Source organism: Aphanizomenon sp. CS-733/32 (genome assembly GCF_028330045.1).
Classification (GTDB): Bacteria; Cyanobacteriota; Cyanobacteriia; order Cyanobacteriales; family Nostocaceae; genus Dolichospermum; species Dolichospermum gracile.
In genome coordinates this window covers 1-10,517 of the sequence record NZ_JAQMSE010000206.1, presented here as the reverse complement: position 1 = coordinate 10,517, position 10,517 = coordinate 1, and the positions used below count along the sequence as shown (strand labels likewise).

12 protein-coding genes, 2 tRNA genes and 2 pseudogenes are annotated in these 10,517 nt (G+C 39.5%); 3 read left to right on the top strand and 13 right to left on the bottom strand.

Translation table 11 applies throughout. The features are described from left to right. Positions 1 to 126: 126 nt before the first annotated feature. From PN471_RS17355 to PN471_RS17310, 10 genes and pseudogenes are all read right to left on the bottom strand, one after another. Positions 127 to 294 carry a hypothetical protein gene (locus PN471_RS17355; protein ID WP_271777908.1) on the bottom strand — a complete coding sequence of 56 codons (168 nt, stop codon included), beginning with the start codon at positions 292 to 294 and terminating at the stop codon, positions 127 to 129. 29 nt (positions 295 to 323) lie between these two features. After that, on the bottom strand, positions 324 to 731 hold the full coding sequence (gene crcB, locus PN471_RS17350) for a fluoride efflux transporter CrcB (protein WP_271777907.1): 408 nt from the start codon (positions 729 to 731) through the stop codon (positions 324 to 326). Between the two features lie 374 nt (positions 732 to 1,105). Beyond that, positions 1,106 to 1,177, bottom strand: a tRNA-Thr gene (locus tag PN471_RS17345). An 82-nt stretch (positions 1,178 to 1,259) separates the two neighbouring features. Then, positions 1,260 to 1,342 (bottom strand) — tRNA-Tyr (locus PN471_RS17340). Between the two features lie 144 nt (positions 1,343 to 1,486). Continuing rightward, the gene (locus PN471_RS17335) at positions 1,487 to 2,263 is read right to left on the bottom strand and encodes a DUF6816 family protein (RefSeq protein ID WP_271777906.1); all 777 of its coding nucleotides are present in this window, start codon (positions 2,261 to 2,263) and stop codon (positions 1,487 to 1,489) included. Between the two features lie 76 nt (positions 2,264 to 2,339). Then, positions 2,340 to 2,753, bottom strand: a pseudogene (locus tag PN471_RS17330) (ChuX/HutX family heme-like substrate-binding protein); the annotation flags it as partial. Positions 2,754 to 2,847: 94 nt separating this feature from the next. After that, positions 2,848 to 3,801 (bottom strand): PhoH family protein, encoded by a 954-nt coding sequence (locus tag PN471_RS17325; protein ID WP_053540860.1) that lies wholly within the window; start codon positions 3,799 to 3,801, stop codon positions 2,848 to 2,850. A 426-nt stretch (positions 3,802 to 4,227) separates the two neighbouring features. Next, the gene (locus tag PN471_RS17320) at positions 4,228 to 4,614 is read right to left on the bottom strand and encodes a KH domain-containing protein (RefSeq protein WP_271777909.1); all 387 of its coding nucleotides are present in this window, start codon (positions 4,612 to 4,614) and stop codon (positions 4,228 to 4,230) included. A gap of 7 nt (positions 4,615 to 4,621) precedes the next feature. Continuing rightward, a complete protein-coding gene (gene rpsP, locus PN471_RS17315) occupies positions 4,622 to 4,882 on the bottom strand; it encodes a 30S ribosomal protein S16 (RefSeq protein ID WP_027403099.1) in 261 nt (86 codons plus the stop codon). Between the two features lie 301 nt (positions 4,883 to 5,183). Continuing rightward, complete coding sequence (locus tag PN471_RS17310) at positions 5,184 to 7,376, bottom strand: S8 family peptidase (RefSeq protein ID WP_271777905.1); 2,193 nt, start codon at positions 7,374 to 7,376, stop codon at positions 5,184 to 5,186. A 68-nt stretch (positions 7,377 to 7,444) separates the two neighbouring features. On the opposite strand from PN471_RS17310, the pseudogene PN471_RS17305 reads away from it, so the two are divergent. Then, positions 7,445 to 7,726 (top strand): annotated as a pseudogene (locus PN471_RS17305) (XisH family protein); the annotation flags it as partial. Between the two features lie 30 nt (positions 7,727 to 7,756). Here PN471_RS17305 and PN471_RS17300 read toward each other — a convergent pair. Both PN471_RS17300 and PN471_RS17295 read right to left on the bottom strand, forming a co-directional pair. Then, positions 7,757 to 8,440, bottom strand: a complete 684-nt coding sequence (locus PN471_RS17300) for a Uma2 family endonuclease (RefSeq protein WP_271777904.1) — start codon at positions 8,438 to 8,440, stop codon at positions 7,757 to 7,759. Between the two features lie 172 nt (positions 8,441 to 8,612). Further along, on the bottom strand, positions 8,613 to 9,068 hold the full coding sequence (locus tag PN471_RS17295) for a LynF/TruF/PatF family peptide O-prenyltransferase (RefSeq protein ID WP_271777903.1): 456 nt from the start codon (positions 9,066 to 9,068) through the stop codon (positions 8,613 to 8,615). 83 nt (positions 9,069 to 9,151) lie between these two features. Here PN471_RS17295 and PN471_RS17290 point away from each other — a divergent pair, with 83 nt between their 5' ends. Then, the gene (locus PN471_RS17290) at positions 9,152 to 9,916 is read left to right on the top strand and encodes a transposase (protein ID WP_271777902.1); all 765 of its coding nucleotides are present in this window, start codon (positions 9,152 to 9,154) and stop codon (positions 9,914 to 9,916) included. Here the strand turns inward: PN471_RS17290 and PN471_RS23520 are convergent. Then, on the bottom strand, positions 9,870 to 10,079 hold the full coding sequence (locus PN471_RS23520; RefSeq protein WP_442867165.1) for an anacyclamide/piricyclamide family prenylated cyclic peptide: 210 nt from the start codon (positions 10,077 to 10,079) through the stop codon (positions 9,870 to 9,872). The two genes, PN471_RS17290 and PN471_RS23520, sit on opposite strands and share 47 nt — an antisense overlap. Positions 10,080 to 10,210: 131 nt before the next feature. On the opposite strand from PN471_RS23520, the gene PN471_RS17285 reads away from it, so the two are divergent. Continuing rightward, entirely contained in the window at positions 10,211 to 10,351 is a 141-nt protein-coding gene (locus tag PN471_RS17285; RefSeq protein ID WP_271777901.1) for a hypothetical protein, read from the top strand. Positions 10,352 to 10,517: the final 166 nt, after the last annotated feature.

The following is a 10,517-nucleotide window of genomic DNA, read 5'->3' as shown; positions in this document are numbered from 1 at the left end:
TATAAATAAACCCCTCTCCAAACCTCTCCCCGACGCGGGGAGAGGCTTTGAAACCCCCATTCCCTTGTAGGGAAGGGGGGAAGGGGGGTTAGGTTTCTAGAGATTATCGGGTTCATCTAATACTTTTCAAACAACCTCTAAAAGAGTGAACGGAGTGGGTTTGGATTTATCTAAATCTTGAAGATAGTGAACTGGATACCAAGTTTGGGCTAATTCAAAAGCATCTGGATTACTCCCTCCAGGTAATATTTCTGTTAAAGAATTTTCGTTGATAAAAGATTGTGTTTGCACCATTTTCTATACTAATTTATTTTCAATAACTTTTAATTTAACATTCTAGCAATAATCATCCCTAATTGCACACTGATAATTCCCAAGATTGTACTACCTGAAAAATAACCAGCAGCGGCTAACCAATTACCACGTTGTAACAAGCCAACTGTATCTAAACCAAAAGTAGAAAAAGTAGTATATGCACCTAAAAATCCTGTAGCAACAATTAACTTAATTTCTGGGGAAATCAGCGCTGTTTTTTCCATAGCTAAAGTTGCAAAAAACCCCATTGCTAAACAACCGCTAATATTAATAAAAAAAGTTCCATAGGGAAAACCAAAACCAAAGCGGTTTGTCAACCACAATGTTAAATAATAGCGACTTAAAGCACCAACTATTGCACCCAAACTAATAGCAATGGGAGTACGCAAATTAGGACTAGGGACAGGATTAATCATAATGCTATTAATTGTAACAGGTGTTTTGATGTAAATTATCTTATTTAGGACTTACGCACTGTACAAATTAACCATCATCATGTATGAACGATATTTGGTTGTTTCAGGCTTTTGGGGATGAAGTTTATATAAATAGCGATAGCGAACCGCTGCTGTAAGCAGTTCGCCTAAAAATCAGCGAAAAATTACATTTAAATGCCTGAAACCCATGCCTCATATTTGGTTAATTCTGTCAATGCGTAAGTCCTATTAGCTTATGATAAACAAAATAAGGTATTTCTATTATGCAAGTTCCCATCTGTAATGAAATACTGGTAGAGTAGGTCCAACCTATGCAAGTTGCCAGAAATTATTGATTTTTCGTCATTACAAAAAGCCCGTGACGAGGATTGAACTCGTGACCTCACCCTTACCAAGGGTGTGCTCTACCACTGAGCCACACGGGCGGAATCTGAAACAGAATTAAGATTTATAATGCTGTACCACAGACAGGCGGACAGCATTTAAATTCTTAATCTTTGTAGAATATGGGCCGAGCTGGATTTGAACCAGCGTAGGCGTAAACCAACGGATTTACAGTCCGTCTCCATTAACCACTCGGACATCGACCCGTTTGTTTCCCACGCTTAACTATAATAGCAGCACTCTCTAGATTTAGCAAGGGGTTAGAGAAAATATTTTTTGATAACGTCTAAATCCTTTACTCCCAGCCAGTTTCCGAGGTTTACGCCATTAGTTCGTGCCATTTACCAGGTTCAGCTTGGGGGGACAAATTCTAGGCGATACCGATATAATGCCACTGGTCGAGAACCTGCGGTAAAATAATCGGGATCTTGGGGTGAAAGGTAGACGGCGGTTACTTGATCTGCGGTAATGGCTGGAGAGGGTGTGGAGAGTTTTTGATAGGCTGTGGTTGATTCTACAGTATTCAAATATGGACGAAAACTGCCTTTAAATAATTGTTGGAAAACTTCTGTGGTGATGAATTGATTATCGGCTGTTGTTTCGGTGGCGCGATCGCTGATAATGGATATTAATTGGCGTTCACCCCGCAAAAATGTAATTTGCCGATTGGGAGATTGAGGATCTACTTTGGATGATAATACAGCCTCATCGCCTAAATAGGCTCTGGATAAATTTAAACTATTAAATTCTCTGTCAGCGACTAATATTGATGGTTGCTTTGAAAAGTTACCAAAAATTTTAAACCCAGAATTAGTTGGTTTAACTTTAATGAATTTCACTAAAAAACTAATTGGTTGATTTAATTGACTGCGATTACCTTCAAAGCCTGGTGTGACTATATCCGGTGCTAAAGGTGCGGCTAAATCTACTAATGTGCTGGTAACTTTCCAAGTCCCAGCTATCCAGTCAGGGTAAACTAAATCTCCTTTGGCTGGTTTGACCGATGTTAATTTTTCCCATTGGGGGAATTTGGCTAAATGTTCTGCTAATTCTCCAGCTTGTGCCTCGTTATTTCCTAAGAATAATAAAAGCATTAAGCAAAAACTAACAATTATTTTCATCAACATATTCAATAATTAAAATTTAAATTTATTTAAAGATCCCCGACTTTTCAAAGAAGTCGGGGATCTGAAGCTTACGAAATTACAAGGCTTCTAGGGCTAAAGGTTGCCAAATTTCGCCATATTTTCCCTTTAAAAGTTGCCAAGCTTCTACTTGTCCTGGTTCGTATTCTCCGGGTTTACCCCATTGTAAAAAGAGGCTTAATGCAGGTTTTTCTTCTGCATCTAAAAACCGAATTGCATAGGTTGTAAAATTTCCTCTTTTGGCTTCACCTGTTTCAAATTTCACTTTTTGAATCATATCCATATTCAAATGAAATTCAAAGCCTTCGGTGTGCATATTCGCATATTTACCTTTTGGTAATTCGGCGTAAAATAGTTTTTCTATTTTTCCTCTAGCTTCTAAAACAGCGGCGCTACTGGTGACAATTAAGCGCAAAGTTCCCAAGGTTTCACAAGCTTCCAAAAATTCTTTCAATGTTGTACTCATATGTGTTGATTTTTTAGTTGTTAGTGTTCAATTTCAGATTTATAGCGTTTTTTTGGATGTAATACAATCCAGAAGGCAAGAGGGCGCAGACCCTGCGCCCCTACGTTTCGTATTTTTCATAGGCAGCAACAATCCGCTGTACTAAAGGATGACGAACCACATCTTTTTGAGAAAATTCGCAAATGGCGATTCCTTCTACATTTCTGAGAATCTGTAAGGCTACATCTAAACCTGATTTTTGATGGGGTGGTAAATCGGTTTGGGTGATGTCACCTGTGATTACCATACGGGAGTTAAAACCCAATCGGGTTAAAACCATTTTCATTTGCGCTGGTGTGGTATTTTGGGCTTCGTCAACGATGATAAAGGCGTTATTTAATGTCCGTCCTCGCATATAAGCTAGTGGTGCGACTTCGATGATTTCCCGTTCGATTAGGTTGGGGACTTTTTCGGGGTCTATGAATTCATTTATGGCATCATACAGGGGACGTAAATAGGGGTTGACTTTTTGCTGTAGGTCTCCTGGTAAAAAGCCGAGTTTCTCTCCTGCTTCGACTGCGGGACGGGTTAAAATCAGTCGTTCAAATTGATTGCTGAGTAGGGCTTGGACTGCCATAACTACAGCGAGATAGGTTTTCCCTGTTCCCGCAGGACCAATACAAAAGGTTAAATCACGTCTACGAAGTGCGTCTATATATTGGCGTTGGTGAAAGGTTTTGGCGCGAATTTCAAAACCCCGGCGAGTTTTGGCGAGGATATCCCGTTGTAGGTCTTGGAGTTGGTCTTCTGTATTTGTATCGAGGGCTTGACGGGCTGTGAGAATATCGGCGCTAGAGATATTATTACCTTTACTCCACAAATTTTCGAGCGATCGCACTAATCGCTTTGCTAATTCTACCTGTTTGGGTGTTCCCGAAATTAATAATTCTTGCCCCCGCAGAACTAAGTTAGCCCCTGTTTGTTGTGATAAAAACTTGATATTTGCCTCACCATAACCAGCTAGAGCGATCGCACTGGACATACTAGGCAGTTGAATTATAGAATCATCTGCCATATTATTGCTGAATTGGGTAAAAAGTAGTTGTTAACAAAATTAATATTTTCCTATAGCAGGGAACAGGGGTGAAACTCTTGTGGTGTATGGTTGTTTAGATAAATTTTGTATCTCATTCAAGTGCATACCGCCATATTAAATGTAAATTGAAAATTCTATAATTTTGTATTAATTAAGGCCTATTAAATAAAACTAAAACTCAAGCAATTCATCAGCAGGTTCTACACTATTCTTTCTTCTTTCTCCTGACTTCTGACTCCTCTTAAAATATTGGAAAATAGGCTGACAACATTTGTTAATTCTTGGCTGGTAAATCCGCAGTGAACACGGAAATATTCGCCAAGACTTGACAATTTTGTTGTCCCCTTTCTCCATCTTTCCCAGAAAATAATCTGTAATCAACCATTTAAACTGACCAGTTATGATCTAGCGTAACCTTGGTTTAACAACAGGTTTGGGAATATTGCTCTCTCTTTCTTTCGACTTGGGTGGTAGTATCCGCTCTTCCTGGTTTTCATCAAAAGACATACTATCTCGACTGTGGGAACTGCCGCCGTAAATATCCAGGTATACTGATTCCCCAGCTAGTTCTGCTGCTGCGGAAATTACAGTGCGAATTGCCTGGATATTTCGTCCCCCCCGACCAAACACTTTTTCTTTATCTATGCTGTTAAAAGCAATGCGAACCCAAGCCCGCTTAAGGGTTTGAGACATTTCACAATCAACGCTTAAAGATTCTGGAGATTCTAAAAACGGTTGCACTAGAAACTTCACCAGCCCCACATAATTGGGATTGGTTGTTAGGGATTTAATCTCAAGACTATGATGCGGCTGTTGCACTGACCTGTTCAAAAACGTTAGCTTTTACGAGGATACGACGAACTGTATCGGTAGGTTGAGCGCCTTGTTGCAGTCGCTTAACAATACCAGGAATATCTAATTTTACTTCATCAGTTCTGGGGTTATAAAATCCTAGTTCTTCTAGGGGGCGACCGTCACGACGGGCAAGATTGTTAATAGCAACAATCCGGTAACTTGCTTCGCGCTTTTTGCCAAATCTTTTTAAACGCAATTTGATCATGTTGAGAACTGTTTCTCCTGTTCCTAGTGAGTGAGTTTGTAACTGATTGATAGGGAAGTGATGGGGATATTATACCCGCCTTCACAACTTCCAACACTGAAATGCTAATTTTAGCACTTTCTCGCCGTGAATGGCTATTAGTTTAGTTGTCAGTTGGAAAGATATTCTCTCCGTTCCCTGTTCCCTACTCCCGTCGTTTCGGGATAAAACAGTTGTAGCACCTCAATTTTCCCTCCATTACTTGCACTAATTCATTGTGAACAATTTTGATAAATTGTTTATCACAGCGTTAGCTACATACTTATTTCCGCACAGACCAAGAGCGGATTTGTCCTAAAGTTACAGGAATTCTGTCACTAACATCAATGGTAAACAAAAACACCTTTTTAGCTCTGCGGCCATTTTCCGGGTCAAAAAACTTTAATTTCACATCCCAACAATCACTATTAATCCGACAGAAAGGACTTTTTTCCACTTCAATACTATCAAGCTGCATCCCTGTAGAAATAGCTTGAGAAAAACTAGAAGCAGCTTGGAAAGCATTAGTTACAGAAAAATTCAGCGCCCGATCTTTAGCAAATTGTCCTAAATTTTGCAAATCATAGTAAACTCGATTTAAGAAACTACTCAAAGCCTTTCTCATAGCCATTTCTTCGGCTGGTGCTGTGCCTTGCGTAATTACAGTTTGCATTGCCATATCTACTAAACTATTGACTTTCCAGCCATACATTCCCCTAGTATTAGTTAAAGTAATTACAGGCACAACTTGACCAGAAAATAATTCCACAGTTCTATCTGTTAATCTTGCAGGAATACTCACCCGTTCTACAAAATCATCACTATCTTCTGGTTGAATTTGTCCCTCTAACATAGCAATTAGAGTTTCATAAATATCTGCGGCAAAACCGCTTACAGGTTCTAAAGCATAAATAGAAGTCAGTTCTTGGTTGAGAGTCCAAATTAAAGGTTTAGCTTCGGCGGGATTTTCTGATAGATAATTCACCATTTGCCGGCTATCATAGGGATTAGCAGGGATAATTACCCCGTCCATATTCACTGCTGGCATTAATTGTTTAAACGAGTCCCTTCTGGCTTCATTACCAAAATCATAACCAATAGTTCCTAAAGCATAAACCAATTTAGAAGCGGCGCTAGGGGTGACACCTTGAGTTATTTCACTTCGTTGTTCTCGTTCCCAGTCTCCGGCTGGGAATACCGTCTCCAAGGCTCTGCCTGATGATATAGTCAGAGGCAGAGCCTCTAATGTAGCATTCCCAGGTAGAACCTGGGAACGAGAGATTCCTACTCCCCTCTCCTCGTAGGAGAGGGGTTGGGGGTGAGGTTGTTGTACTCCCTGGTAGGAGAGGGGTTGGGGGTGAGGTTGTTGTACTCCCTGATAGGAGAGGGGTTGGGGGTGAGGTTGTTGTACTCCCTGATAGGAGAGGGGCTGGAGGTGAGGTTCTAACTTTTCTCCCGTCAATAATTGAAACGCACCGGGAATATTCAACTTACCTAATAAACACCGTTCCGGTTCTTCTACCTCTTCCGGGTTACAGGGAATAGCACTATTTAAAATCGCTTCCCGCACTGCTTCCGCATTGGGTTGTTCACCCCGTTGCAATTGCATACTCATTAATAAGGCAGAAATACCTGTGACAATGGGTGCAGCGCAACTTGTACCTTTTTCTCTGATAGGTTCTTCCGTTCCCGGTTGGGCGCCTAAGATATTTTCACCATTTGCCATTACACCCTTATTTTGATATTCTCCGCCATAATTACTAAATTTAAACGGTTGACCATCATCTCGCATTGCACCCACTGTAATTACACCTGGAAGAATAGAGGGAATACACCAACATTCCCCTTTATCATTACCACCAGGGGCAATAATTAACATATTATTGTCTTGGCATTGTTTGACAGCACGGGCAAATAAATCTGGTGCTACTCCGGTTTGGGTAGGGTGACAAGCAGCGATATGGATAATATTCGCTCCCCATTGCCAAGCGGTATTAATAGCGTGGGTAAGGTTGATAGGGGAAATAAAATCATCATTAGCGAAGGAAATAGGAATATTTAATGCTGTACATAAAGGGGCAATACCAGGGGCGGGTGTGCCGTGTTGCCCTAAAATTGTGCTAGAAATGTGAGTAGCATGACTGGATAATTCAATGCGTTGTCTAATAGCTGGAGGGAAAGGTGCAAAAAATGCCTCCCGTTCTTTTTTTGCCTCTTCTTTATCGTGGTCGGGGTCGTCTTTTTTATCTTTTTGTTCTTTGTTAAAATCTAAAGATAAATTGAGATAATAATAGTATTCTTCGTTGAGTTCAATATCTTCTGAACAGTAGGGTTTAAATTGACTAAATTTTGCCCCTTGAAAACAACTGCGTTCTAAATCAGCAGCACCATCAAGGATAGCAATTTTAATGCGAGGGTCGCCTTTTGTGCGTGTCCAAATTTGGGAGATTCCGGGGATGTCGGTAAGGTTAGGCATGGTTTTGATTGTGTTGTTGTAATTGATGTTATAATTATGGGTGAAAAGTCTAATTTTTTATAAAGTTAATGCCAGCTAAAGATATTTTTCATGATGCTGTTAGGATAGGGTTAGAAAAAGACGGTTGGGTGATTACAGATGATCCTTTAAGGATAGAAGTCGGTGATGTGGAAATGTATATTGATCTCGGTGCAGAGCAAATTTTAGCTGCTGAAAGAGAAGGAGAAAAAATAGCGGTGGAAATTAAGAGTTTTATTGGTACATCTAATATTTCTCAATTTCATCAAGCCATTGGACAATTTTTTAATTATCATTTGGCATTAGAAGAACAACAACCAGAACGAGTTTTATAGGAATTTTAGTTTGGATGGTAACTGCTGCTAACTAGATAATCTACTAATAAAATTCTCATGTTCTGGACTTGCTAAACCCTGCTGGACAACGGTTAACACTTTTCCTAAATCTCCTTCTAATAATGCTATTTTATCTAACCATAAACCGGGGAATATTTGGGAACAAATTATATTATCTGCATTGGGTTGAAGTTGAATATACTCCCCTTGTTGTAATCTAAACCAATCAAATTGATGGTCATAAACTCGCCAGATTAAATATTCTTGGACTTGATTACGACGATAAACTTTGAGTTTTTCATGTAAATCATAGGAAGCACTAGAAGCAGCAGTTTCTACTATTAATTCTGGCGCACCTTCTACATAATCATCTTTATTTATTCTTGATTGTCCTCCTGTTTCAATTCTTAATAAAGCATCCGGTTGTGGTTCGTTATCTGTATCTATTAGCACTGTGGCATTATCGGCGAAACCTATGCTCGGTGTAGCTGCTTTATAAACTCCCAGCCAAGTCATAATATAAGCATGGGGTTCTCCATGACTTTTGATTCTTAATGGTGATGCCACGTAAACTACTCCTTCAATTAATTCGGCTTTTTTGAGATTCGGCATGGCATGATAACGCCGTTCAAATTCATGACGGGTTAATTTGTCGCCGTTTTCTAGGGGAGGAATAGTTAAGATGGGAGAAATTGCAGTAGTAGATATCATAAAATTTGCTCAAATTTTGCAGAAAATGAAATTGTCTGAATCAGGATATCCGGGATTTCAGGATTTACAGGATGTTATTTAAATTGTGTCGGTTGGGTTGATGGATGTTACCGATAATTTTGGTAATTTTGTGATTTAATTTTGTTGGGTTGCGCTGTCGCTTAACTACATTTTAAATAAGATAATATAAATTCATTTTTTCAATTGTCCCTCCTAGCAATTGTTTTTCTTGAACAGCAACACACATCTCGCGCATGGGTTGTTGTTGGTAATAAGCATGAACTCGACGTGCAGTATCGTTAACGGTAAAGTAATTGAGAAAATCATTGAGATTTTTTAAGTAAAAGTACACTACTTTATCTGCATTAGCTTTAGATAAACCAACACAAATGCGACTACAAATAGGTAAAAATTGTAATGCTTGGGGTGATAAAACAGTTGCTAACCGTTGCTGGATATCAAATATTTGAAATTCTTGGTTTCTAATATAAGGGTAAAGTTCAATCTCACTACGACCATCTAAAGATAAATCAAAACCTATATGTAAGCTATTACTGACAAGTAAATTATAAATATTTTTATCTAAACCACCGTTTAATGCTATTAATGTAATAGATTTTTTTACCACTTTCTAATAATGTTGTCATTGCCAATTACCATTGATGATTTTACAGTAAAATGAGAATTTTATTTAAGCAGTAAAAACTGGAAATGCCTAGAAAACCTCGAATTTTTAAACCTGGATACTCTTATCACATTACCACCCGTTGCAATAACCGTGAATTTAAACTTTCACGGAGGGAATGTCGGGAAGTGTTTCTTTATGCGATAAAAAAGGCTTTGAATAAATTCAATTTCCAGCTTTATGCTTTGTGCATTATGTCAAATCATGTTCATTATTTGATTGCACCTAAACAGCCAGAAGAGTTACCCAAAATTATGCACTTCCTGAATTGGTACACGGCGATGTGTTTCAATCGAATGTTAAGAAGAACAGGACATTTTTGGGAAAAAAGGTATTACTGTGATGGGTTTCCTGCTTCAGACAAAGAAAGAGCATTAAATACTTTACGCTACATTCACGCTAATCCTAAAGCTGCCAAAATGCGCCAGAGTTTTTTCTATGACTTCAGCAATTATGGCAGTTATGAACGCTTAACCGATGATGGTTTAACTCAATGGCATCCGGCTTTTTTACGACTGGGAAACAGCTTAGAAGAATGTGCCAAAAAGTATAAAGGCTTTTGCCAAAAGTATAAACCCAAGGAGAAAACCCCGACCCAATGCCACTGGGGTAGTAAGCTGTTGGCTGGGGTTCATCTCACAAATCAGGGTTCAACCACCAACCCCAAAAAATCCAAGTCCGGTTTTCTACCACCCCCGTGCCAGGTATCGGAAACCCCTGAAGTGACAGAGGTTGTACGTCAATTCATCCAGGCGAACCGTGCGCCAAGGGATGTAGAAACAGACTTTTGATATTTTTTGAGGTGAGTGGTAGAATGGGGTGACTTACTCCGCGTCGTCGCCCGCAAAAGGATTTTTCGGGCTGTAACCTGACCGCTTTTGATCCGCGGTATCCTGAGATGGTTTCGCGTTCTACGGGGGCAACTTGTTGGGGGCGGATGTTTTTCTTAGTCATGGTGTGTTTTCCTTTTTGTTTGTTCGTTTAACTTCTTCATAATGAAGAAGACTGGTTTGGTGAAGGCGTTAAATTGATTTTGAAGGGTAATTTAACGAGTTGTGATTCACCAGAAGCTTTTTTAGGTGATAGTGTGGAAAGTGTCAAAGCGATCGCTCTGTGATTCACCAGAAGCTTTTTTAGGTGATAGTGTGGAAAGTGTCAAAGCGATCGCTCTAAAATTAGCACATATCTTGATAAGAGCGACCTACAATTACCGCATATCCTCATAAAAGCGATCGCTCTAAAACTACCACTCATAAGAGCGACCTACAATTACCGCATATCCTCATAAAAGCGATCGCTCTAAAACTACCACTCATAAGAGCGATCGCTCCCCTTTCTTACCACCCCCGTGCCAGGTATCGGAAACCCCTGAACTGACAGAGGTTGTACGTC

What these genes read in the sequence shown, in the direction of transcription:
- PN471_RS17355 (WP_271777908.1), bottom strand. Translation starts at nt 294, where the DNA reads ATGGTGCAAACACAATCTTTTATCAACGAAAATTCTTTAACAGAAATA.
- crcB (WP_271777907.1), bottom strand. Translation starts at nt 731, where the DNA reads ATGATTAATCCTGTCCCTAGTCCTAATTTGCGTACTCCCATTGCTATT.
- PN471_RS17335 (WP_271777906.1), bottom strand. Translation starts at nt 2,263, where the DNA reads ATGTTGATGAAAATAATTGTTAGTTTTTGCTTAATGCTTTTATTATTC.
- PN471_RS17325 (WP_053540860.1), bottom strand. Translation starts at nt 3,801, where the DNA reads ATGGCAGATGATTCTATAATTCAACTGCCTAGTATGTCCAGTGCGATC.
- rpsP (WP_027403099.1), bottom strand. Translation starts at nt 4,882, where the DNA reads ATGATCAAATTGCGTTTAAAAAGATTTGGCAAAAAGCGCGAAGCAAGT.
- PN471_RS17310 (WP_271777905.1), bottom strand. Translation starts at nt 7,376, where the DNA reads ATGCCTAACCTTACCGACATCCCCGGAATCTCCCAAATTTGGACACGC.
- PN471_RS17300 (WP_271777904.1), bottom strand. Translation starts at nt 8,440, where the DNA reads ATGATATCTACTACTGCAATTTCTCCCATCTTAACTATTCCTCCCCTA.
- PN471_RS17290 (WP_271777902.1), top strand. Translation starts at nt 9,152, where the DNA reads ATGCCTAGAAAACCTCGAATTTTTAAACCTGGATACTCTTATCACATT.
- PN471_RS23520 (WP_442867165.1), bottom strand. Translation starts at nt 10,079, where the DNA reads ATGACTAAGAAAAACATCCGCCCCCAACAAGTTGCCCCCGTAGAACGC.